Source organism: Nocardia concava NBRC 100430 (genome assembly GCF_000308815.1).
Lineage (GTDB): Bacteria > Actinomycetota > Actinomycetes > Mycobacteriales > Mycobacteriaceae > Nocardia > Nocardia concava.
The window spans coordinates 1-21359 of the sequence record NZ_BAFX01000120.1; the positions used below are offsets into that span (position 1 = coordinate 1).

Consider the following 21359-nt stretch of genomic DNA (forward strand, 5'->3'; position numbering starts at 1 on the left):
GCGACTTTCTGCCGGTTGCCCTTGGAATAGGTGCGCGCCTTCTTGCTCGGATCCAGTTCGAAGCGCTGGATCATCTCGGCGCGGCACTGCTCATCGATGCCGCCGCGCATGCGCGCCAGCAGGTCGATGGTCTCACCGCCCGACAGCGACGGCCACAGCGTGACATCGCCTGGGACATAGGCGATATCGCGGTGCAGCGCCACCGCGTCGGTCCACGGATCCCGCCCCAGCACCCGGGCCTCGCCCGAGGTGCGCGACAGAATGCCCAGCAGGATGCGGATGGTGGTGGACTTCCCGGCCCCGTTCGGCCCGAGGAAGCCGTGCACCTCCCCCTCGGCGACCTCGAGGTCGAGGCCGTCCAGGGCATGCACCTGCCCGAAGTGTTTGTGCAGATCCCGGACTTCGATCACCGGGTTGGCGGGAATGGTCATCGAATCTCCTTGAAGGAAAACGACGTTGATGGTTATTGCTCGGTCTGTGGTGAATGTGCGGTCTGTGGCGTATGGGCGGTCAATGCGTCCAGCGCACTGGAATCGGTGAGCATGCCGTAGGTGTAGAGCTCCAGCGCGGGCAGCATCATCTCGTCCGCGTACGCCCGTAGTGCCTTGCGGAAGTCCACGGGCCCGGGCTGCTCGGCGGCGTAGAGCTGCAGGAACATCATCATGCCGCCGCCATTGTTGGTGGCGACGTAGCGCGCGGTCGCCCGCACGTCGCGCAGCGGCTTGATGGTTCCGGCCTCGATGCCCACCCGCAGGTACTGCTCGGTGTCCTCGACCATGTGCTCGAAGAAGGTCTTCATCAGTTCCCCGCCCGCCTGGAAGCTGCGCATGAGGTAGGCCATGCCGGGGGCGAATTCCTCGATCTCGGCCAGCTGCCGCATGAGCCCGCCCGGCGAGGGGTTCTCGATGTACTCCATCTTGGCGGCCCGGATCGTCTCCCGGACCCAGTCGTCGCACGCCTCCCGCAGCCCGTCCTTGGACCCGAAATGGTGGATGACCAGGCCGGGAGAGACTCCCGCCGCGGCGGCGATGGCGCGGACGCCGACCCCGAAACCCTGTTCCCCGAACACGGTGACCGCGGCATCGCGAATCCTCGCCCGGGTAGTCAGATCATCGGTTGAACGCATGTTTAATAGATTAAACGCGTGTTCAGTCGGAGAGCAAGAGCATCCGGACTCTCGTCGCGGGGATTTACGAAATCCATACCCGGGCACTTCGCCCCTAGGGATTTTCCGCGCGCGGAATGCCCCTTCGGGATAATCGTTGCGTCGCGGACTATCGCCGAGTGGAACACCGATGCGGCATCGAAACAGCCACCGGCCGTTGGATTTTCAGCCGCGCGAGGCGCAGAGCAGCCCGTCGCCCACCGGGATCAGCACGCTCGTCAGATCCGGATCCTCGGCAATCGCCCGAGTCGCCGCCCGCACCGCGGCGGTCTGCGGATCACGCTGCGCCGGATCGGGGACCCGGCCCCCGAGTAGCGCGTTGTGCAGCAGAATCGCCCCGCCCTCGCGTAGCAGCCGCACCGCCTGCGCCACATATTGCGGATGCTCGAGCGGCGCGGCATCGATGAACACCAGGTCGTAGGCCCCATCGGCCAGCCGCGGCAGCACATCCAGGGCCCGCCCGTTGATGAGCCGGGTACGCGCCGGCGCGATCTCGGCCGACCGGAACGCCTCCCGCGCCGCCCGCTGATGCTCGGGCTCGGAGTCGATGGTGGTCAGCGTGCCGTCCTCGCGCATCCCGTCCAGCAGCCACAGCCCGCTCACCCCGGCCCCGGTGCCGACCTCGACCACCGCCCGCGCGCCCAGCAATTGGGCATACATGCTGAGCAGCGCGCCGACCGAGGGTGCGACGGGCGCGGCGCCGAGTTCGAGGGCGCGTTCGCGCGCGCCGACGAGGATGTCGTCCTCGGCGACGGATTCCTCCACATAGGCGAGGTTGCGCTGCAGGTTCTGTGCCGCGGGGGTCTGGCTCACGAATTAGAGGCTAATGGCGATACACCGGTAAGGCGTGGTGGTGACCGGCCGGTGTGGCGATTTTTCTCAGGTGTCCCTCAGCGTCCACATACGGATGCCACATCACGACCTAGAAGAGTAAGCCTCACGCCAGGCCAGCGACCGCGGGCCAGGGATCGGGAACAGCCGAATCAACCGATTGGTTGTCACCGATACCGACGTTCACGGTCCCGAGTAGGAGGTAACCCCATCCACATGGTCGACGCGGCGCGTGAACACGCCAACACTCTGCACCCGCAGATCAAGCCGCTGGACAGCACAGTGACTCCACAGAGCACCCCGCTGGACGGTGACTTCACCCTGTCCCCCGCCGAAGACGAGACCCTCACCGGGACCGCCGCCTTCGACGCCACCGGCGACCGCAATGTCATGCCGACCTGGGACGAACTGGTCCGCGAGCACGCCGATCGCGTGTATCGCCTGGCCTACCGCCTCACCGGTGATCCGCAGGACGCCGAGGATCTGACCCAGGAAACCTTCATCCGGGTCTTCCGCTCCCTGCAGAACTATCAGCCCGGCACCTTCGAGGGCTGGCTGCACCGCATCACCACGAATCTGTTCCTGGACATGGTCCGCCGCCGCAACCGCATCCGCATGGAGGCGCTGCCGGAGGACTACGACCGCGTCCCGTCCGAGGGTCCCGACCCGGAGCAGGCCTATCACGCCGCCAACCTGGACCCGGATCTGCAGTCCGCGCTGGACTCGCTGGCCCCGGAGTTCCGCGCCGCGGTCGTGCTCTGTGACATCGAGGGTCTGTCGTACGAGGAGATCGGCGCGACGCTGGGCGTCAAATTGGGCACCGTGCGCAGCCGCATCCACCGAGGACGCCAGGCACTGCGCGAGCACCTCGAGCATAATGGGGTGGAGCGGCGTATCGCCGCCACCGAAAAGGTCGGGTGAGCACGGGCAGGTGTCCCGCCCGAACAGCTCGAGTCGTCCGGAAGGGTGTGCAGCGTATGAGTGGCGAGGATCGACCGCACCGTCGTCCCCCGCGTTTCGCCCCCACCGAGCATCTGGCCAGTGAGGCCATCGCCGCCTACGTGGACGGCGAATTGCGGATGAACGCCTATCTGCGTGCCGCGCACCATATTTCCGTGTGTCGCGAATGCGCCGCGGAAGTGGACGCGCAGCAACAGGCGCGCATCGCCTTGCGGCAGTCCTCGGATCAGATCTCCGCGCCCCTGAGCCTGCACGACACCCTGAGCAGGATTCCGCGCTCGCTCATTCAGGAATGCGGCAACCACCACCAGGATTCGTTCGACAGCAGACGGTGGACGTCGTGGTGGCGCAAGTAGAGTCCATAGCGTGACCACCGAATCGAAGAACACGGGCCCTGCCGAAGACGGCGGGCCCGCGGCGAATTCACCGCTGTCAGGGGAATCCGATTCGGCGGCCGATCGGGGGAACCTGAGGCCGTCGGACGCACCGGTGCTGGGACCGCGCCCGGTCCTGCGACCGCATGTCGACAACCACACCGCACACGCCTTCCGCCGCCCCAATGGTCAGCAGGGCTCCTTCGCCGCCCGCACCGCGAGTGCCGCGGCCGCCGCCGCGCAGGGGCAACCCGAGATTCAGAATCGCCCGCCGGACGCGGTGCTGGCCGAGGCGTTCGGCCGTCCGCAAGGTTCGACCGAACTGCTGCAACGGGATCCGGACGCGCGCGGCGAGAACGGCGCCGCGCCCGCGCCCGCCGATCCGTGGCGCGATCCGAATTCGGCCGCGCGGCTCGGCACCCCGGCCGTGGCGCAGGCCCGGCCGCAGCCGCTCACCGTCGGCCCCAAGCTGGGGGCGCGGGAGGTGCTCTTCGGCGGGCGGGTGTCGTGGACGGCGCTGACGCTGCTGGCCATCATCGCCGCGCTGATCGGGCTGCTGGGCGGATTCGTCGGGGCGTTCACCGGTTCGTCGGCCTCCGCGCTGACCTCCCGCAAGGTGTCGCTGCAGTCCGCGCCCGCGGGCACCGAATCGCACAACCAGATCACCAAGGTGGTCAATGCCGTCATGCCGGCGGTGGTCACCGTGCGCGCCTGGCTGGGCGACACCGGGTCCACGGGTTCGGGCGTGGTGATCGACGGGGCGGGCTACATCGTCACCAACAATCACGTGATCTCGCTGGCCGCCAACGACAAATCGGGCAAGGCCAAGCTGGATGTGGTGTTCTCCGACGGCAGCAAGGTGCCGACCCGGATCGTGGGCCGCGACACCAAGTCCGACCTGGCGGTGCTCAAGGTCGATGTGAAGAACCTGTCGGTGATCCAGCTCGGCAATTCCGGGGACGTGCAGGTCGGCGACGACGTGCTGGCGCTGGGTTCGCCGCTGGGACTGGAGAAGACGGTCACCTCCGGCATCGTGTCGGCGCTGCACCGGCCGGTGAAGGTCGGCGGTGAGGGCACCGATACCGATGCCACCCTGGACGCCGTGCAGACCGACGCCGCCATCAACCACGGCAATTCCGGTGGCGCGCTGGTGGATATGCAGGGCCGGCTGATCGGCATCAACTCGGCCATCAAGTCCGAGAGCGGCGGTTCGGTGGGTCTGGGCTTCGCGATTCCGGTGGATCAGGTCAAGCGGATCTCGCAGGCGCTGATCCGCGACAAGGAAGTCCATCACCCCGTGCTCGGCGTGAGCGCCAAGACCAAGATCGTCGCCAATGACGTGATGAGCGGCGCGGCGGTGGCCGATGTGCAGGCCGGGGGCCCGGCGGCGCAGGCGGGCATCGTCGAGGGCGATGTGATCGTGAAGGTCGGCGACCGCGACGTGTCGGGGCCGGAGGAGCTCACGGTGGCGGTGCAGTCGCACGAGATCGGGGAGACGGTCACCGTGCGCCTGATCCGGGACGGCCGCGAGGTGGACGTGCCGGTGACGCTGGGCACGGATCAGAAGCCGTAGCGATGAATGAACGCAGGTGCGGCGGCGAAAACGCCGTAATCGGACAAAGGTAGCCTTGATCCGTGTTCAGCAATATCGGCTGGGGCGAGATGCTCATTCTCCTCGTCGCCGCACTTGTGATTCTCGGCCCGGAGCGACTGCCCGGTGCTGTTCGCTGGACCGCGCACGCCCTCAAGCAGGCGCGCGATTACGCCACCGGCGCGACTCAGCAATTGCGCAATGAACTGGGTCCGGAATTCGACGAGATCCGGAAACCGTTGGAGCAGTTGAACGAACTGCGCAGTATGAATCCGCGGTCCATGGTCACCAAGCACCTGCTCGACGGCGATGATTCGATCCTGAACAGCTTCAATGACCTGACCAATTTCGACAAGCCGGTCAGCGCCCCGAACAGCGGAAACGGTTCCGGCATTACCGGTTCCGGCCCGATTTCGATGGCCAAGGAACAGAAACCGCTGGAGCGCAACGAGCGTCCGCCGGTGGATCCTGACGCCACCTGAGCGCGATCCAGGCGCCACCTGAGATCAATTCTGTCGAGCGGACTTGACGCATGATGCTGTCCAGCTATCTAGACTGCGCACATGTCGGCCGACGAGGTGGCACGGGTATTCGCGATCGAGGACAAGGTCGAACGCCTGAAAGCCGCCACCGAAGGCGTGGCCGCTGCGCAACAGCAGATCAATGAGCTGACCCGCATCCGCCGCGCCGTCATCCGTGAACTGCATGCCGAGGGCTGGACGTTCGCGAGAATCGGTGCGGCCGCGGGACTTTCCCGCGCGCGCATCCATCAGGTCAGCACGCAGGGCCCGGTGCCGGAGGGCTTGTTCTTCGGCCACGGCCCGCTGACGATTCTCACCCCGGACGTGCGCAGCACGACGCGTGCCATCGCGCTGGTGGGCGCGCCGGACGCCGCGGCGCCCCATCGGCTCGTGGAGTTGCTGCGTGAACTGGGCTTCACCGCCAATGTGCAGCGGTTCCTACCGGGCCGCCCGCTGGACCTGGACCGGGACGGGCTGATCGTGCTCGGCGGGCCCGAATTGTCGCCCAGCCTGCGCTATCTGGTGGCCGCCGATCCCCGGCTGCGCCGCACGGTGGCGCGCGCGGGCCGGGTGCGGCGCGGTATCGAGGACCGGGCCGCCCGCCGCGTCTACCGGCCGGGCGGCACCGAGCCCTACGACATCGCGTATCTGGCCCGGCTTCCCCGGCCGGACGGCAAGGGCAGCGTGCTGGTCATCGACGGCCTGCACCCGCCCGCCTCACTGGGCGCGATCAGGCTGCTGGCGACCCGGCTGGCGACCCTGCACGAGCGCGCGGGCACGCACCCGTTCTCGGCGGTGGTGGGCGTGCGCTACGACCGGTCGACGGGCGAGCCGATCGAGGCGGATCTGCTGACCCCGATCTACCGCCACGACCGCTAGCCCCTGGTCATCCCGGCGCGTCCCACTCCGTCATCCCGGCGTGCTTTTGGCCGGGATCCACACTTCCGCAGTGGATTCCGGCCAAAAGCACGCCGGAATGACGAGGTGGATGTGCCGCCGCGGGTTCCAAGTGGATATGCCGCCGCAGGCGTCAGGCAGCTGCCTCCTCGGGGCGCAGCGTGTTCATGGGTGGCCTATCCGCCAGCGACACTTCCGTCGCGTGCGCGATGAATTCGCCTGCCACCAGCGGGAATTGGGTCAGCGCCGCGCCGGAGTCCTGAATTCCGCTGCGGCCCAGGACGGTGCCCAGGATCTGGCGGCTCATCACGCCGAGGTCGGCCAGCGGCCGATTGCGGTGCTGGCGGACGCCGAGGTTGACCTGGCCGATGCTGGACAGCCCCAGCATGTCGTAAGTGTCGAGCAGCAGCCCGATTTCGACGCCGTAGCCCGGCGCGAACGGCACCGCGGTGAGCAGTTCCCGGGTGCCCGCGTACTCACCGCCCAAGGGCTGCAGCACATTCGAGAGTTCGGGCCGCAGCGCGGCCAGCAGCGGGCGGGCCACCAGTTCGGTGACGCGGCCGCCGCCGTGGTGCTCGACCGCCTCACCGGTGCGCAGCGGGCGGCGGTAGTAGGCCTTGACCAGGTGCATGCCGTCCACGGTCAGCAGCGGGCCCAGCAGCTTCGGGACGAAGTTCGGGTCCGGGTCGATGAGGTCGGAGTCCACGAAGGCGATGATGTCGCCGGTGGTGACCGCCAGCGAACGCCACAGGCATTCGCCCTTGCCGGGCACGGGCTCGAGTTCGGGGACGGCCTGTTCGCGGGTCACCACGTCGGCTCCCGCGGCCCGTGCGCGGGCGGCGGTGGCGTCGGTGGACCCGGAGTCCAGGACGACGAGTTCGTCCACCAGCGTGCCGAGCAGGGGCCGGATGCTGGCCACCACCGCGGCGACGGTGGATTCCTCGTTGAGGGCCGGAAGCACCACGGAAACCGTGCGGTCACCCTTGGCCGCGATCAGTTCCTCGACGGTCCAATCCGGGCGATCGAAGGTGTTGGTGTTCACCCAGTCTGTTTTCATGCGAGACCTCGCAGGGTACGGGCGGGTGGGCGGAGACCCTGGATGGCGGCGATCATGTCCACCGTCCGGCGCGTCTGGGCCACCTCGTGCACTCGGAAGACGCGAGCACCCGCGGCGGCCGACCAAGCAGTCGCTGCCAATGTGCCCTCCAATCGCTCGGACAGCTCGACACCAAGAGTCTCTCCGATGAAATCCTTATTACTCAGCGCCATCAAGACGGGCCATCCGGTTTTCACAAGAACGTCTATCGCCCGCAACAATTCGAGCCCGTGATAGGTGTTTTTGCCGAAATCATGGGTCGGGTCGATCAAAATCGAGTCCTTGGCCACCCCTGCCGCCGCAGCATTTTCGGCCGCGGCCACCACCGTGTCTGTGACCTGAGCCACCACATCGGCGTACCGGACGCGGTGCGGACGGGTCCTCGGAATCGCACCCCCGGTGTGCGAGCACACGATTCCTACGCCCAGATCGGCAGCCACGCTCACTAGCTCGGGATCCGCTCCGGCCCAGGTGTCATTGATCAGATCCGCGCCCTCGGCGACCGCGGCCCGCGCCACCTCGGCCCGCCAGGTGTCCACGCTGATGAGCAGATCCGGGTGGCGCTCGCGAATGGCCGCCACGAACGGCACCACCCGCCGGGCCTCCTCGGCGGCGTCCACCTCCGAGCCCGGCCCGGCCTTCACCCCGCCGATATCGACCAGATCCGCGCCCTCGGCCACGGCCCGGTCCACGGCGTTCATGGCGGCTTCGTCGGTGAACGTCGCGCCCCGGTCATAGAAGGAATCCGGCGTCCGGTTCACAATCGCCATGACAAGCGCCCGATCCGTCGCCACCGGCTTTCCGCACAATGTCGGCAACGGCGCACACATGCCCTCGACTGTACCGAGCCCTGTCCCACGACTGCTGGGCAGCCGACCTACACAGCTGGGCAGACGACCTAGTTGACGGGGGCGCGACCCGCGGCTACCTCGCTCGGATAGTCGGCGTAGAAGGGCACGTAGCCCTCGGCGCGGCCCGCCAGGACGTAGAGGGCGCCCGTGTCATCCGGGTCGTAGCCCGCCTTGCGCAGCTCCACCTTGCGGCTCTTGAACGTGGAGGTCTGCTCCAGTTCGGGCACCACGCGAATGAACAGCGGGACGGCGTAGGTCGGCAGGTGGGCGTAGAGGGCCTTGGCGGCCACCTTGCCGTCGAAGGCCGCGCCCTCGTGCAGGGTCACCGCGGCCATGCCCGCCTTGCCGTCCGTGCCGGGGATGTCGACGCCGAAAACGACCGCCTGCGTGAGGAAGTCGATGCCGTCGAAGGCGCCCTCGACCTCGGTGGTGGCCACGTTCTCGCCCTTCCAGCGGAAGGTGTCGCCGAGGCGGTCCACGAAGGCGATGTGGCCGAAGCCCTGGTCGCGGACCAGGTCGCCGGTGTCGAACCAGCAGTCGCCGTCCTTGAAACCGTCACGCACGAGCTTGGATTCGGTGGCGGAGGCGTCGGTGTAGCCGTCGAACGGGGAGCTCTTGGTGACCTTGGCCAGCAGCAGGCCGACCCCGCCTTTCCCGACGCGGCGCAGGCGGCCGTCCGGGTGCCGCAGCGCCTTGCCGGTGGCGTCGTCGTATTCCACGATGGCGAAGGGCAGCGGGGTGAAACCGGCGGTCTTGTCGACGCTGAAGGCGTTGATGAAGGCGACGTTTCCCTCACTGGCGCCATAGAATTCGACGATTCGCTTGATGCCGAAGCGGTGCTGGAACTCGTCCCAGAGCTCGGGCCGCAGCCCGTTGCCCACGCAGAGCCGGACGGTGTGCGCCTGGTCGGTGCGCCGGGGCGGCTGGTTGAGCAGGTAGCGGCACAGCTCGCCGATGTAGATGAACGCGGTGGCCTGGTTGGCGATGGCCTCCTCCCAGAAGCGGGTGGCCGAGAACTTGCGTCCCAGTGCGAAAGTCGCGCCGCCGGCGATGACCGAGGACAGCGCCACGGTCAGCGCGTTGTTGTGGTACAGCGGCAGACAGCAGTACAGCGTGTCCTCGCCGGTGAGCCGGACGCCGAGCCCGCCGATGCCCGCCATGGACTTGGTCCAGCGCAGATGCGTCATGACGCTGGCCTTGGGCAGGCCGGTGGTGCCCGAGGTGAAGATCAGGTAGGCGCGCTCCTTGGCCGTGATCTGTTCGGTCACAGCGGGATTCGCGGAGTTCGCGGTAGCGGCCTCGGCGGCCAGCTGCTCGGACCACAGCAGATCGGGACGGGGTTCGGCGAGTGTCCCGAGGGCCTCGGCGGATTCCTCGCCGATCACGTCGAGCACCGAGTTCAGCAGCCCGAAACTGTGCTGCAGCACCACATCTCGCTGATTGTGATTGAGCAGCCCGGCCGTCGCACCGAGTTTCACGGTGGCGAGCACGGTGAACAGCGCCTCGGGCCGGTTCGCCATCAGGATGCCGACCACGTCACCACGCTTCACCCCGTGCGCGGCAAGCACATTGGCGTACCGGTTGACCTCGGCGTTGGCCTCGCCCCAGGTGTACTCGCGGCCCTCGAAGCGCAGGAAGGGCCGGTCCGGGTGCTTGGCCGCGCCGCGCTGGAAGAACAGTCCGATGGAGGCCTTGTCGCCCGATTTCACCAGCATGTGCACGGCATTGCGGAGCATGCCCGGGGCCTGCGCCGCCATGCCCGGCAAGCTCCTGGCCAGATCCATCAGACTCACCGTCGAACGGGCATCGGTATTCACTTCGTCGGGCTCCTCACCGGGCTGTGCTCACGCTCACAACCACCCTTACCGATTTGCCCGATATTGTCGAGTGAAACCGACTGGTTTCGCTCAGAAACTCGGCCGTAGGGCGGCGAAAGCGGTATCGAAGTCCGCGGTCACGACCGCCCTGTCGATCGCCTCCCGGCCCGCGTACCCCCGCCGGCCCAGCTCCTCGATCCAAGCGAACAGGCCCGCGTAGTGGTCCTGCGGATCGAGGATGACCACCGGCTTCTCGTGCACGCCCAGGTACGCGCCCGTCCAGGTCTCGAAGAGCTCCTCGAGGGTGCCGATGCCGCCCGGCAGGGTGAGGAAGGCGTCGGCGCGGTCGTCCATGATCTGCTTGCGCTCGCGCATGGTGTCGGTGACGATCAGCTCGTCGGCGTCGGTGTCGGCGACCTCGCGGTGCACCAGCTTCTTGGGGATGACGCCGGTGGTCTTCGCCCCGGCCGCCCGCGCCGCCTGCGCGACCGCGCCCATCATGGACACATTGCCGCCGCCGGACACCAATTGCCAACCGCGGCGGCCGATCTCGGCCCCGACCCGCTCGGCCAGCTCCAGTGCCCGCGGATCATCAACGGAGGCAGAGCAATACACGCATACCGAATACGGTTCGCTCACCACTGGTCCTCCACCACGCCGTCGTCATCCTGCTCCTGACGCGCCCGCGCCGCCTCGGTGACGATCCGGACCACCTCGTCCACGCTGTCGGTGACGTGCAGCAGCCCCATATCGCCCGGCGCGATCTTGGCCGAGCCCAGCAGCGAGTCGCGGATCCAATCCACCAGTCCCGCCCAGTATTTGGTGCCGAACAGGATGATCGGGAAGCGGGTGATCTTGTGGGTCTGCACCAGGGTCAGCGCCTCGAAGAGCTCGTCGAGGGTGCCGAAACCACCCGGCATGCAGACGAATGCCTGGGAGTACTTCACGAACATGGTCTTGCGCGCGAAGAAGTACCGGAAGTTGATGCCGAGATCGACCCATTCGTTGAGGTGCTGCTCGAACGGCAGCTCGATGCCGAGCCCGATCGAATAGCCGCCCGCCTCCGAGGCGCCCCGGTTGGCCGCCTCCATGGCGCCCGGACCGCCGCCGGTGATGACCGCGAAACCCGCTCGGGCCAAGGCACTTCCGATGGCCATCCCGGCCTGGTACTCGGCCGATTCGGCGGGCGTGCGGGCCGAACCGAAGACCGAGACCGCGCGCGGCACCTCCGCCAAAGCGCCGAAGCCCTCGACGAATTCGGCTTGAATGCGCAGCACGCGCCACGGATCGGTGTGCACCCAGTCGGCGGGGCCGCGTTCGTCCAGCAGATGCTTGTCGGTGGTCCCTATCCCCTTCTTGCGATCCCGCCGCAGCATGATCGGACCGCGGAACCGTGGCGTCTTCGGCGAACGCGCACCCTCGAAATCAGCGTCAGCAGACATGCAGCCAACCGTACAGGGAGCCGGTTACCCACGTCGGTCGCTCGACCAGCGTGGTGTTGAACAACCGATCAGTCTTTGGCCCCGGTGAGGTAACTGCGCAGCATCGACGTGACCTGGGTGATCTGATCGACCGGCAGGTGCTCGTCGCGCTTGTGGGCGAGATTGGGGTCGCCCGGGCCGAAGTTGACGGCCGGGATGCCGCGTGCGGCGAATCGCGAGACATCGGTCCAGCCGTACTTGGCGCGGACGCCGCCGCTGCCGTGCGCGTGCACGATCTCGATGAGGTCCTTGGCGGCCGGATTCGACAGCCCCGGCAGAGCCCCGGGCGCGCCGTCGGTGCGCTCGAAATCCAGTTCCAGACCGGCGAATACCTCGCGCACATGCTCGGTGGCCTGGTCCAGGGTGCGGTCGGGGGCGAAGCGGAAGTTCACGTCCACGGTGGCCACATCCGGCACCACATTGCCCGCGACACCGCCCTCGACGCGGACCGCCGAAAGGCCCTCGCGGTAGGTGCAGCCGTCGATCTCGACCTCGCGGGCCCGGTATCCGGCCAGCCGCTCCAGGATCGGGGCCAGCCGGTGAATCGCGTTGTCCCCCAGCCAGGCTCGCGCGGTGTGCGCGCGCACGCCGGAGGTGGTCAGGCGCACCCGCAGGGTGCCCTGGCAGCCCGCCTCGATCCAGCCGCCCGACGGCTCGCCGAGAATGGCGAGGTCGCCCTCGAGCCATTCGGGCAGTTCGCGTTCGATGCGGCCGAGGCCGTTGAACTCGGCCGCGATCTCCTCGCAGTCGTAGAAGATGAGCGTCAGATCGTGGACCGGGTCGGCCACGGTGGCGGCCAGGTTCAGGAAGACCGCGTCGCCGGACTTCATGTCGACGCTGCCGCAACCCCACAGCTGCCGTTCGCCGTCCGCGGTGGTCTCGAAGTGGCTGGGCACATTGTCGGCGATGGGCACGGTATCCAGGTGCCCGGCGAGGATCACCCGGGTGGGCAGACCGCGATGGGTGCGCGCCAGCACGGTGTTCCCGTGCCGCAGAATTTCGAACCCGGTGGTCTGCTCACGCAGCGCCTTCTCGACGATGTCCGCGATGACCTTCTCGTCCTTCGACACGCTCGGAATGTCCACGAGCGCGGCGGTGAGTGATATCGGATCGGCACTCAGATCGATGGTGGTCACTTGATCCACCCTAAAGGAGGAATATCCTCCGCTCTTCGCTCGGTGGTTGCGTTGGCACAAATCGGCACCGTGTGGGGTACGAATTCACAGCCCGGTAACGTGTAGGGCCGTGAGTACTCAGGGAGCTTCAGCAGTCGGCCTCGCCACCATCACCGCGAACGGGACGGTGCTCGACACCTGGTATCCCTACCCGGAACTCGGTGAATTCAGCGATACCGGCACCAAGCGGCTGGACCCCTCCGACGTCGAGTACGCCAAGTTCGCCGACGCCGCCGGTCCGGACGAGGCCCGCCGGGTCGAGGTGGTCGTGGTCCGCACCACCATCGCCGACCTGTCCGCCGCGCCGGTCGACACGCACGACGTGTATCTGCGCCTGCATCTGCTCTCGCACCGGCTGATCCGCCCGCACGGCGCGAACCTGGACGGCCAGTTCGGTCTGCTCGCCAATGTCGTCTGGACCAACTACGGCCCGTGCTCGCTCGAGGAGTTCGAGCTGACCCGCCTGAAGCTGCGCGCCCGCGGCCCGGTCACCGTCTACGGCGTGGACAAGTTCCCGCGCATGGTCGACTACGTGCTGCCGTCGGGTGTGCGCATCGCCGACGCCGACCGCGTGCGCCTGGGCGCGCACCTGGCCTCGGGCACCACGGTCATGCACGAGGGCTTCGTGAACTTCAATGCCGGCACGCTCGGCAATTCCATGGTGGAGGGCCGCATTTCGGCCGGTGTCGTGGTCGGTGACGGCTCCGATGTCGGCGGCGGCGCGTCCATCATGGGCACCCTGTCCGGCGGCGGCAAGCAGGTCATCTCGCTGGGCGAGCGCTGCCTGCTGGGCGCGAACTCGGGCCTGGGCATCTCGCTCGGCGACGACTGCGTGGTCGAGGCGGGCCTCTACGTCACCGCGGGCACCAAGGTGACCGGGCCGGACGGCACCGTCATCAAGGCCGGTGAGCTGTCGGGGCAGCCGAACCTGCTGTTCATCCGCAACTCGGTGACCGGCGCGGTCGAGGTTCGGCCCCGCAAGGGCACCGGCGTCGAACTGAATGCCGCCCTGCACGCCAACGACTAGATCCCGAAGGCGATGACCCGTTCCGGGGTGATCCGGATGAGTTCCGGCGACAGCCCCGGATAGAACGGTTCGACGTCGCGCAAAGCCTGTGCGGTGCCTCGGATTTCGAGGCACCGCACCTCCCACGGCTGCTCCGATTTCACGTCGTCCACCACGAAGGCGACCCGCTCGTCCTTGGCGAGATTGCGGAACTTCTGGCTGGCGCCCAGATCCCGGCCACCGATGTCGATGGTGCCCAGGGCCACGTTGTAGCGGAAGCCGACGGGATTGTTCTGCGGCGAGCCATCGGGGCGAATGGTGGCCAGTCGCCCCAATCGCTGACTGTTCAGGTACTCGATCTGCGCGGGCGACAGTGATGCGGTCATGGTCCGACCGTAGAACCTCGAGCACACTCGAGGTCAATATCTAGTGCGCTACAACACCACTGAGTTCATTCGGTGTGCCCGGCAGCGTCACCGTGGCGGCGATCGTCCCGGCGGCCAGATCGATCCGATGCAGCCGGTTGGTGGCCGGATCGGAGACGTACGCGTCACCGCCGCGCACGAACAGGGCCGGGCGGGGCCGCTGCCACTGCAGCGGCTCCTCCCACCGGCCCGTGACCGCGATGGTGCGCAGCACCGTCCCCGCCTCCGGATCGATGACGCGCAGCCCGCCGTCCGTGCCCAGCACCAGCGCCTGCCCCTGCGGACCCCGGCCGAGGGACCGGAAGGTGTAGCTGGCGCGGAGATCGACCAGTCGCAGCCCGCCGGTGCGGGTGTCGATCAGCGAAATCTGGCGCGGGCGTTCGAGTTCGGCGTGCTCATCCTGCTTGTAGTCGCCGAGCACGATCGGCGAGTGCGCCGATCCGGCTTGATTCCCGATGCGGCCGTAGGGTGTCGGGCTCTGCACCTTGGTGATGACGCCGTCCCGGTAGATCAGAACCCCGTCCTCGCAACCGAATGCGACGGCCTCGTCGGCGGCGATGCTTTCGCCGTGTACGCCGGGGCAGTTCTCGTTGCGGGCGATCTCCTTACGGTCCTTGTCCAGTACCGCTATGCCGGAACGCTTTTCCTCGGTGCCGAGCGTGACGAGCAGATTCGCATTGCTCAGCTCGACGGCTACCCCGTGGTGCGGCTCGGGAGTCCGGTACACCCGGGTCTCGGGTTTTCCGGCATCGAGCCGCGCCGGATCGAAGCCGGTCACCTCGCCGGTGCCATCGTCGAAGAGCACGGTGCGCCCGGCATGACGCACGACGTGTCCCGGCTTCACGGCGGGGAATTCGATATCGGTGAATTCGGCGCGCGCGGCGTCGAGTACCCGGAAGCCGGTCTTGGTGGACACCATGACATGCCGATCGTCACCGGCCGGGTTCAGCCGGTTGAAGCCGTCCAGCTTGACCTCGCCACCCTGAGCGAGGGTGTTGCCGTCCAGCAGCAGAATCCCGCCGTCGTAGGTGACGGCGATCGGATCGGCGATGGCGGGGCCCTTCGACGTGCCGGATTCACCACTGCCGCAACCGCTCAGCACCATGACGATCGCACCGGCGCCACACAGCGCCATTCCTCCGCGGCCATGAATCCGCATGTATTGCTCCCTCTTTCGTGATTGCACAGCTCTCACCGACCCGTTTCGACCAGGTGATCGGGGGTGATGTCCAGCTCGAATGTCCGCGTGCGCCGCAGCGAGTCGCGATAGTCGAGCTCGTGGACGGCCTTGCCCGCCGGGTCGTTGATGTACGCGCGATTCGCGTCGATCCAGATCACCGGCGCGGCTCCCTCGGCAAGGGGCTGTGAAAACAGTTGAACCCGCGCAGTTTCCGCGCCGGTGACGAGATCGAAGCCGCGCAATACACCGTCCCGGCCGAGGACCAGCAGCGGAGCATCCGGACCGGCGGAATTGGCGGCCGCGACGGGCCCGGTTTCGGTGAACGTCCAGGCGCGGGCTCGAAGGTCGAGCGTCCACACGCCGTGCTCTCCGGCGGACGCGACGAGCGTCGAACCGCCGGGGCGGAAGAAGAATTCGGTGGGTCGCTCGGAGTCGGCGACCGGATGAGGAAAGGGAATTCGGGTGGCGGTGAGCGATCCGCCCTCGCAGGCGATGACCAAAGCTCCATCGGCGCAACCGAATACGACTCCGCGCCGGGTGACCGCGTGCCCTCGCGGCGCCGGGCAGGTTTCGGGGAGCGTGGTGATCACCGGTCCGTCGCGGCTGCGCACCACGGGTGAGCCACGGGAATCACCCATCACCACCAGCTGTCCCGCGTACGGCGCGGCGAGACCATCGATCACCTGGCGCTCGGCGAGGATGCCCGCGACCAACTCGGCCCGGTCCAGCAGCACGGTGCGGTCACCGATACCGAGCGCGGTCACCGCCGTATCCCCCGATACCGCGCTCACCGCGCCGTGCCTGAGGTTCCCGATCTCTCGGATATCCGCGCTGTAGTGGTGCCCGTGATCGCCGTGATCCACGGTCCACACGCCGCTGTCGACCACCCGCGTCGTCTGCGGCCCGGTCAGATACGCGAATCGGCCGTCGCTCAGGGTCCGCGCGATGCCGCCCGGGACCACGTCCAGCTCGGTGACCCGGCCGGTCCCGGCATCGATCACCCGGACCGCACCGGTTTCCTTGTCCGCCACCACGAGTCGCGGCTGCTCCGTCGCGGTCTCCTGCGCGCCCTCGACATGACCGTGCGGAGCCGATCCCGGCCGTTCGTCACGATCTTCCGCGCCGCATCCGGCCAGCGGCAGCGCGACGGCGGCGACCGCCAGCAGGTGTGCCCTCAACCATCTCATGTCGAGGCACACTATAATGAAAACGATTTTCAGTTCAAGTTTGGGGCGAAGTTCAGCCGAGCAGCTTCTTCTGGACCTTGCCCATGGCATTGCGCGGCAGGGAGTCGACCACGCGCACCTCGCGCGGGCGCTTGTGCACCGAGAGTTCGCCCGCCACATGGGCGATGAGAGCCTCGGCGACGGATTCGCCCGCACCGTCCCGCAAGACGACGTACGCGACGATGCGCTGGCCCAGATCCTCGTCCGGCACACCGACGACCGCGGTCTCGGCCACCGCCGGATGCCCGAGCAGTGAGGTCTCGATCTCGCCCGCGCCGATGCGGTAGCCGCCGGACTTGATGAGGTCCACCGATTCCCGGCCCACGATGCGGTGGAAGCCGTCGGCGTCGATGACGGCCACGTCGCCGGTCTTGAACCAGCCGTCGGCGGTGAAGTTCTCGGCGGTCACCTCGGGCTTGCCCAGGTAGCCGTCGAACAGCATGGGGCCGCGAACCTGCAGTCCGCCAACGCTTTCCCCGTCGTGCGGCACCGGGTCGCCCGCCTCGTCGCGCAGCCGGGTCTCCACCCCGGCGACCGGGGTACCGACCCAGCCGGGGCGGCGTTCGCCGTCGGGGCGGGTGGAGAGGGTGATCATGGTTTCGCTCATGCCGTAACGCTCGATCGGAGCGTGGCCGGTGAGTTCGGCCAGCCGCTCGAAGACCGGGACGGGCAGCGGCGCGCTGCCGGAGATCAGGATCCGCGCCTTCGCCAATTCCTTTGCCGCCGATGGCTCTTCGACAATGCGCGACCACACCGTTGGCACCCCGAAATACATGGTGCCGTGCGCGTCGGCGTACGCCTTCGGGGTCGGCTTGCCGGTGTGGATCAGCGGGCTGCCGACCCGCAGCGGACCCAGCATGCCGAGAATCAATCCGTGCACATGGAACAGCGGAAGTCCGTGCACCAGAACGTCTTTGTAGGTCCACCGCCACGCCTCGATGAGCGCGTCCAGCCCCGCGGCGATGGCATCGCGACTGAGCATCACGCCCTTGGGCAGGCCCGTGGTGCCGGAGGTGTAGAGGATGAAAGCTGTTGATTTCCCGGCCGGTTCGGCATACCGATGCCACGACCGCGCGTGCTTGCGCACCGGAATCACCGGCAGCTCCGAACCCTCCGGGGCCTTCCCCAGCCAGGCCTGCGCGCCCGAATCCTTCAGGATGTGCGCCAGTTCCGCGCTGCCCGAGTCCGGCGGCACCGGCACCACGGTCACCCCGGCGAGCAGGCAGCCGACCACCCCGAGCACGGTGGTGACGGTCGGTTCGGCCAGCACCGCGACCCGCCGTGCCTGGGCGACGCGTTCGGCGACCGAGGTCGCCGCGCCGAGCAGATCGCTGCGCGACAGCGTCTCCCCGTCGATGGTGACGGCATTCGGGATATCGTCTCCGGCGGCAATGGCGGCCGGATTCAGCGAACTCAGCAACAGCGGCGACACGGCCGCCACGCTACCGGAGGGGCTCTACTTCCTCCGGGCACGGAGTGGGCTTCCTCCGGGCACGGAGTTGGGCAACGAATCGCTTGCGAACTTGCCAAGTCGGTTGACAGGCGACCCGAGTGGGTAAGAAAGTTTCTGTACAACCTTCTCACCAGAGGATGTGGTCAACGATGACCAGGCCGCTTCACGACCCGTTCGAATTCGAAGCCTCCCCACCGGAGGTCGACGTCCGGCAATACCTCGACGGCGCGGCCGGCTTCTTCGGCGCGGCGGCGAATGTGATCATGCAACTCTCCAACCGGCCGGTTGGCTACGGCGTGGTGGAGAGTCCCGTCGAATCCGGGAACGTCATGGTCCATCCGATCAAGCGGCTGCGCACCACCCTCACCTATCTGGCCGTCGCGCTGCTGGGCAACGAGGAGGACCAGGCCGCCTATCGCGAGGCGGTGGACTCGGTGCACAAAAACGTCCGCTCGCGCGCTGGAAGCACGGTGAAGTACAACGCCTTCGACCCGAAACTCCAGCTGTGGGTGGCGGCCTGCCTGTACTGGGGTGCGCGCGACCTCTACGAGCGCATGCACGGCCCGATGGACGAATTCGACGCCGAGGCCTTTTACCGGCACTCGGCGCGTATGGGCACCACACTGCAGGTGCGCCCCGACATGTGGCCCGCGGATCGCGCTGCCTTCGACCGCTATTGGGCGGAGAACCTCGCGAAAACGCGCATCGATCCCAAGATCAAGGCGTACTTCGAGGACCTCATCGACCTGAAGATGCTGCCGCGCCCGTTCCAGCTGGCCTTCGGCGGCGTGCACCGCTTCTTCGTGACCGGCCTACTGCCGCAACATCTTCGGGACGAGATGGGCATGACGTGGACGCCGCGTCAGGACCGGGTGCTGGCCCGCATGCTGCGGACGGTCGGCGCGGTCGAGTCGGTGGCGCCCGCGCCGGTGCGGAGCTTCCCGCTGAACCTGTACCTCACGGATATGCGCATGCGCCGCAGGCTCGGCCTGAAGCTGGTGTGAAAACCGTTGCCGGTCAGAGGATCCGGAAGCCCGGGATGACGTGGTCGCGGGCGAACTGCTTGAGCGCCTCGGGATCGTCGAGCGGGATCACGGTCTGCGGGGTGAGCGCCAGCGACAGTGCCGCGCGCGCGATCATCTCGGCCAGCGGCAGCGGATCGTATTGCGGCAGTTTGCCTTCGGCCTGCAGCCGGGCGATGAACTCGGCCAGGTAGTCGCGGCCCAGTTCGATGACCGGCGCGCCCTGCACGGTCAGGTAGGGCAGCACGATCTCGGGTTCGGTCTTGAGCAGCCGGTCCAGCAGCTGATTGCCGCGCAGGCCCTCGATGAATGCCACGAACAGCGCGACGATCTGCTCCTCGGCGCTGGCGTCGGCCTCGATCGGGCCCTGCACGGCGGCGTCCACATCGGCGACGAACTGGCGGGCCTGCCGCAGCCCGACCGCCTGGATGAGATCGTTCTTGCCGGCGAAGCGCCGGTACAGGGTGGCCAGCGAGAGTCCGCCGCGCCGGGCGACCTCCACCATGGAGGTGCGTTTGATGCCGAAATCCAGGAAGGCCAGCAGCGCGGCGTCGAGGACCTTGGCCTGATTGCGGTCCTCGGGGCCGGATCCGCGGACGAGCGGCAGCAGTTTGGCCAGTTTGGCCATGGTCCGAGCCCTTTCCGGTCGCGGTGAAACAGTGAGGCACTAATCTTCGCACATTGACACTCGCCAGCCGCGATGAGAAGGTGAGCCGAGAACTTTCTCACACTCTCCTCATGGGCGAGGAGTGACCGACGAGGAGCCGAGTCAACGATGACCGCACCGCTTCGCAAGGCCGACCAGTACCCGTTCGGCGACTACGAACCGCTGACCCCGGAGACCGTTCGCGAACACCTCGACGGCATCGGTGCCTTCCTCGGCGGCGCGGCCAATGTGGTCATGCAGCTGTCACTGAAGCCGGTGGCCTACGGCGTCATGGACAGCGATGTCGACAGCGGCAAGGTCACGCTGCACCCGATCAAGCGACTGCGCACCACGATCACCTACCTGGCCGTCGCCCTGCTCGGCACCGAGGACGACCGGCGCGATTACCGCGAGGCGGTGAACACCTCCCATCGCAGCATTCACAGCAAGCCGGGCGCGGAGGTCAAGTACAACGCCTTCGACCCGAAGCTGCAGCTGTGGGTGGCGGCCTGCCTGTTCTGGGGCTTCGACGACATCTACCACCGCATGCGCGGGCCCATGGATCCCGAAGTGGCGGAAGCCTTTTACCAGTACGGCGCCCGCCTGGGCACCACGCTGCAGATGAGACCGGAGATGTGGCCGCCGACCCGCGACGCCTTCTACGAGTACTGGGAAGACAACCTGGCGACCAAGACCATCGACGATCGCACGCGGACGTACTTCAACGACCTCGTCGATCTGAAGATGCTCCCCTGGCCGCTGCAGATCACCCTCGGCGGCCTGCACCGCTTCATCGTGACCGCGCTGCTCCCGGCGCATCTGCGCGCGGAAATGCACATGTCCTGGACCGCCCGCGACGAGCGCATCTTCGCGGGATTCCTGGGCCTCATCTCCGCGGTCTGGACCCGCATGCCCGAGCTGATTCGCTTGTTCCCCTTCAACTTCTACCTCGCGGACATGCGCATCCGCCGCCGCTTCGGCCGCCCGCTGGTGTAGCCGTTTTCAGTGGCCGCCCGCGCCGTGGAGGAACATGTCCACGATGAGGGCGGCCGCGTGCTCGACCCCGCCACCGGGTCCGGCCGCCATGGGGATGCCGGTTTCGATCAGGCTGCCGTAGAGCAGTAGCAGCGCGTCGGCGGGGAGGTCGGCGCGCAGGTCACCGGCGTCGATGCCGCGGGTGATCACGGCCTGAACGGGTTCGGTTACGGTGGCGGCGATTTCGGCCCGATCGGCGGGTTTGGCGCCGGTGCGGGTGAGGACCACGTACTTGCCGCCGACGGCGAGGAAGATGCGGGTGAGGCGGGCCAACGCCTCGGGGGCGGGGACGGTTTCCAGGCGGGCTTCGGTGAGGCGTTGCCGCAATTCGGTGAGCGCGGCGGTGGCCATGGCCTCGAGCAGCGCGTCGCGGCTGGCGAAGTAGCGATAGAGGGTCGCGCGGCCGATATCGGCGGCGGCCGCGATATCGGCCATGCTCACGGACTCGCCGTGGGTGGCGAACAGGGCCGTCGCCTTGTCGAGGATCAGCGTCGCGATGTGGTCGCGCAGCGCGGGCGTGCGGCTCATGGGTCACATCGTACGAAGGGACAAGGGGGCTGGAACGGCGTACTCTCGTTATGAGACATCAATGTCTCATAACGGGATG

Annotated in this window: 23 protein-coding genes; 8 read left to right on the forward strand and 15 right to left on the reverse strand. The window is 67.7% G+C overall.

Annotated elements, in window-relative coordinates:
* The 3 genes from ON43_RS27680 to ON43_RS27690 all read right to left on the reverse strand — a co-directional run.
* Nucleotides 1–431 (reverse strand): ABC transporter ATP-binding protein (locus tag ON43_RS27680; RefSeq protein ID WP_040812159.1); only part of this gene is annotated, 431 nt, incomplete at its 3' end.
* A gap of 32 nt (nt 432–463) precedes the next feature.
* Nucleotides 464–1126 (reverse strand): TetR/AcrR family transcriptional regulator, encoded by a 663-nt coding sequence (locus tag ON43_RS27685; protein WP_040812161.1) that lies wholly within the window; start codon nt 1124–1126, stop codon nt 464–466.
* A gap of 204 nt (nt 1127–1330) precedes the next feature.
* Entirely contained in the window at nt 1331–1978 is a 648-nt protein-coding gene (locus ON43_RS27690; RefSeq protein ID WP_051179351.1) for an O-methyltransferase, read from the reverse strand.
* A 234-nt stretch (nt 1979–2212) separates the two neighbouring features.
* Between ON43_RS27690 and sigE the strand changes: the two genes are divergently transcribed.
* From sigE to ON43_RS27715, 5 genes are all read left to right on the forward strand, one after another.
* A complete protein-coding gene (gene sigE / locus ON43_RS27695; RefSeq protein WP_083913775.1) occupies nt 2213–2917 on the forward strand; it encodes an RNA polymerase sigma factor SigE in 705 nt (234 codons plus the stop codon).
* A gap of 56 nt (nt 2918–2973) precedes the next feature.
* Nucleotides 2974–3312, forward strand: a complete 339-nt coding sequence (locus tag ON43_RS27700; protein WP_040812163.1) for a hypothetical protein — start codon at nt 2974–2976, stop codon at nt 3310–3312.
* A 10-nt stretch (nt 3313–3322) separates the two neighbouring features.
* The gene (locus ON43_RS27705; protein ID WP_040812165.1) at nt 3323–4903 is read left to right on the forward strand and encodes a S1C family serine protease; all 1581 of its coding nucleotides are present in this window, start codon (nt 3323–3325) and stop codon (nt 4901–4903) included.
* A gap of 62 nt (nt 4904–4965) precedes the next feature.
* Nucleotides 4966–5403: a Sec-independent protein translocase protein TatB gene (gene tatB / locus ON43_RS27710; protein ID WP_040812167.1), complete on the forward strand. Its 438-nt coding sequence runs from the start codon at nt 4966–4968 to the stop codon at nt 5401–5403.
* A gap of 81 nt (nt 5404–5484) precedes the next feature.
* Nucleotides 5485–6321: a hypothetical protein gene (locus ON43_RS27715; protein ID WP_033088195.1), complete on the forward strand. Its 837-nt coding sequence runs from the start codon at nt 5485–5487 to the stop codon at nt 6319–6321.
* Nucleotides 6322–6472: 151 nt separating this feature from the next.
* Here the strand turns inward: ON43_RS27715 and ON43_RS27720 are convergent, their stop codons facing one another.
* The 6 genes from ON43_RS27720 to dapE all read right to left on the reverse strand — a co-directional run bounded on the left by ON43_RS27720 (nt 6473) and on the right by dapE (nt 12720).
* Nucleotides 6473–7396: a glucosyl-3-phosphoglycerate synthase gene (locus tag ON43_RS27720; protein WP_040812172.1), complete on the reverse strand. Its 924-nt coding sequence runs from the start codon at nt 7394–7396 to the stop codon at nt 6473–6475.
* Nucleotides 7393–8265, reverse strand: coding sequence for a dihydropteroate synthase (folP, locus tag ON43_RS27725; RefSeq protein ID WP_040812174.1), 873 nt, complete (start codon nt 8263–8265; stop codon nt 7393–7395). The genes ON43_RS27720 and folP overlap by 4 nt, the downstream gene beginning before the upstream one ends.
* A gap of 68 nt (nt 8266–8333) precedes the next feature.
* Nucleotides 8334–10103: a long-chain-acyl-CoA synthetase gene (locus ON43_RS27730; RefSeq protein WP_083913776.1), complete on the reverse strand. Its 1770-nt coding sequence runs from the start codon at nt 10101–10103 to the stop codon at nt 8334–8336.
* Between the two features lie 90 nt (nt 10104–10193).
* Nucleotides 10194–10745, reverse strand: a complete 552-nt coding sequence (locus ON43_RS27735) for an LOG family protein (RefSeq protein ID WP_040812178.1) — start codon at nt 10743–10745, stop codon at nt 10194–10196.
* Nucleotides 10739–11545: an LOG family protein gene (locus tag ON43_RS27740; RefSeq protein WP_040812179.1), complete on the reverse strand. Its 807-nt coding sequence runs from the start codon at nt 11543–11545 to the stop codon at nt 10739–10741. Before ON43_RS27740 ends, ON43_RS27735 begins: the two co-directional genes overlap by 7 nt.
* A 68-nt stretch (nt 11546–11613) precedes the next feature.
* Nucleotides 11614–12720 carry a succinyl-diaminopimelate desuccinylase gene (dapE, locus tag ON43_RS27745; RefSeq protein ID WP_040812246.1) on the reverse strand — a complete coding sequence of 369 codons (1107 nt, stop codon included), beginning with the start codon at nt 12718–12720 and terminating at the stop codon, nt 11614–11616.
* 109 nt (nt 12721–12829) lie between these two features.
* On the opposite strand from dapE, the gene dapD reads away from it, so the two are divergent.
* The gene (gene dapD, locus ON43_RS27750; RefSeq protein WP_040812181.1) at nt 12830–13786 is read left to right on the forward strand and encodes a 2,3,4,5-tetrahydropyridine-2,6-dicarboxylate N-succinyltransferase; all 957 of its coding nucleotides are present in this window, start codon (nt 12830–12832) and stop codon (nt 13784–13786) included.
* On the opposite strand, the gene ON43_RS27755 is transcribed toward dapD, so the two are convergent.
* Genes ON43_RS27755 through ON43_RS27770 form a run of 4 tightly spaced genes read right to left on the reverse strand, consistent with a single transcriptional unit; the run spans nt 13783 to nt 18019 of the window.
* Nucleotides 13783–14151, reverse strand: coding sequence for a PPOX class F420-dependent oxidoreductase (locus ON43_RS27755; RefSeq protein ID WP_040812183.1), 369 nt, complete (start codon nt 14149–14151; stop codon nt 13783–13785). The two genes, dapD and ON43_RS27755, sit on opposite strands and share 4 nt — an antisense overlap.
* A 40-nt stretch (nt 14152–14191) precedes the next feature.
* Nucleotides 14192–15349 (reverse strand): zinc metallochaperone AztD, encoded by a 1158-nt coding sequence (gene aztD, locus ON43_RS27760; protein ID WP_051179352.1) that lies wholly within the window; start codon nt 15347–15349, stop codon nt 14192–14194.
* A gap of 32 nt (nt 15350–15381) precedes the next feature.
* The gene (locus ON43_RS27765) at nt 15382–16557 is read right to left on the reverse strand and encodes a hypothetical protein (RefSeq protein ID WP_063712640.1); all 1176 of its coding nucleotides are present in this window, start codon (nt 16555–16557) and stop codon (nt 15382–15384) included.
* 52 nt (nt 16558–16609) lie between these two features.
* A complete protein-coding gene (locus ON43_RS27770) occupies nt 16610–18019 on the reverse strand; it encodes an acyl-CoA synthetase (RefSeq protein ID WP_040812248.1) in 1410 nt (469 codons plus the stop codon).
* A 179-nt stretch (nt 18020–18198) separates the two neighbouring features.
* Between ON43_RS27770 and ON43_RS27775 the strand changes: the two genes are divergently transcribed.
* Nucleotides 18199–19053 carry an oxygenase MpaB family protein gene (locus tag ON43_RS27775; RefSeq protein WP_040812187.1) on the forward strand — a complete coding sequence of 285 codons (855 nt, stop codon included), beginning with the start codon at nt 18199–18201 and terminating at the stop codon, nt 19051–19053.
* A 13-nt stretch (nt 19054–19066) separates the two neighbouring features.
* On the opposite strand, the gene ON43_RS27780 is transcribed toward ON43_RS27775, so the two are convergent.
* Nucleotides 19067–19699 (reverse strand): TetR/AcrR family transcriptional regulator, encoded by a 633-nt coding sequence (locus ON43_RS27780; RefSeq protein WP_051179353.1) that lies wholly within the window; start codon nt 19697–19699, stop codon nt 19067–19069.
* A 147-nt stretch (nt 19700–19846) separates the two neighbouring features.
* On the opposite strand from ON43_RS27780, the gene ON43_RS27785 reads away from it, so the two are divergent.
* Nucleotides 19847–20713, forward strand: coding sequence for an oxygenase MpaB family protein (locus tag ON43_RS27785; protein WP_040812188.1), 867 nt, complete (start codon nt 19847–19849; stop codon nt 20711–20713).
* Nucleotides 20714–20719: 6 nt separating this feature from the next.
* On the opposite strand, the gene ON43_RS27790 is transcribed toward ON43_RS27785, so the two are convergent.
* Nucleotides 20720–21280, reverse strand: a complete 561-nt coding sequence (locus tag ON43_RS27790) for a TetR/AcrR family transcriptional regulator (protein ID WP_051179354.1) — start codon at nt 21278–21280, stop codon at nt 20720–20722.
* Between the last annotated feature and the right edge of the window lie 79 nt (nt 21281–21359).

Bases quoted from the DNA above. Each gene is read 5' to 3' on its own strand.
- ON43_RS27685 (WP_040812161.1), bottom strand. From the start codon at position 1,126: ATGCGTTCAACCGATGATCTGACTACCCGGGCGAGGATTCGCGATGCC.
- sigE (WP_083913775.1), top strand. From the start codon at position 2,213: ATGGTCGACGCGGCGCGTGAACACGCCAACACTCTGCACCCGCAGATC.
- ON43_RS27700 (WP_040812163.1), top strand. From the start codon at position 2,974: ATGAGTGGCGAGGATCGACCGCACCGTCGTCCCCCGCGTTTCGCCCCC.
- ON43_RS27715 (WP_033088195.1), top strand. From the start codon at position 5,485: ATGTCGGCCGACGAGGTGGCACGGGTATTCGCGATCGAGGACAAGGTC.
- ON43_RS27720 (WP_040812172.1), bottom strand. From the start codon at position 7,396: ATGAAAACAGACTGGGTGAACACCAACACCTTCGATCGCCCGGATTGG.
- folP (WP_040812174.1), bottom strand. From the start codon at position 8,265: ATGTGTGCGCCGTTGCCGACATTGTGCGGAAAGCCGGTGGCGACGGAT.
- ON43_RS27740 (WP_040812179.1), bottom strand. From the start codon at position 11,545: ATGTCTGCTGACGCTGATTTCGAGGGTGCGCGTTCGCCGAAGACGCCA.
- ON43_RS27755 (WP_040812183.1), bottom strand. From the start codon at position 14,151: ATGACCGCATCACTGTCGCCCGCGCAGATCGAGTACCTGAACAGTCAG.
- aztD (WP_051179352.1), bottom strand. From the start codon at position 15,349: ATGCGGATTCATGGCCGCGGAGGAATGGCGCTGTGTGGCGCCGGTGCG.
- ON43_RS27765 (WP_063712640.1), bottom strand. From the start codon at position 16,557: ATGAGATGGTTGAGGGCACACCTGCTGGCGGTCGCCGCCGTCGCGCTG.
- ON43_RS27775 (WP_040812187.1), top strand. From the start codon at position 18,199: ATGACCAGGCCGCTTCACGACCCGTTCGAATTCGAAGCCTCCCCACCG.
- ON43_RS27780 (WP_051179353.1), bottom strand. From the start codon at position 19,699: ATGGCCAAACTGGCCAAACTGCTGCCGCTCGTCCGCGGATCCGGCCCC.
- ON43_RS27785 (WP_040812188.1), top strand. From the start codon at position 19,847: ATGACCGCACCGCTTCGCAAGGCCGACCAGTACCCGTTCGGCGACTAC.
- ON43_RS27790 (WP_051179354.1), bottom strand. From the start codon at position 21,280: ATGAGCCGCACGCCCGCGCTGCGCGACCACATCGCGACGCTGATCCTC.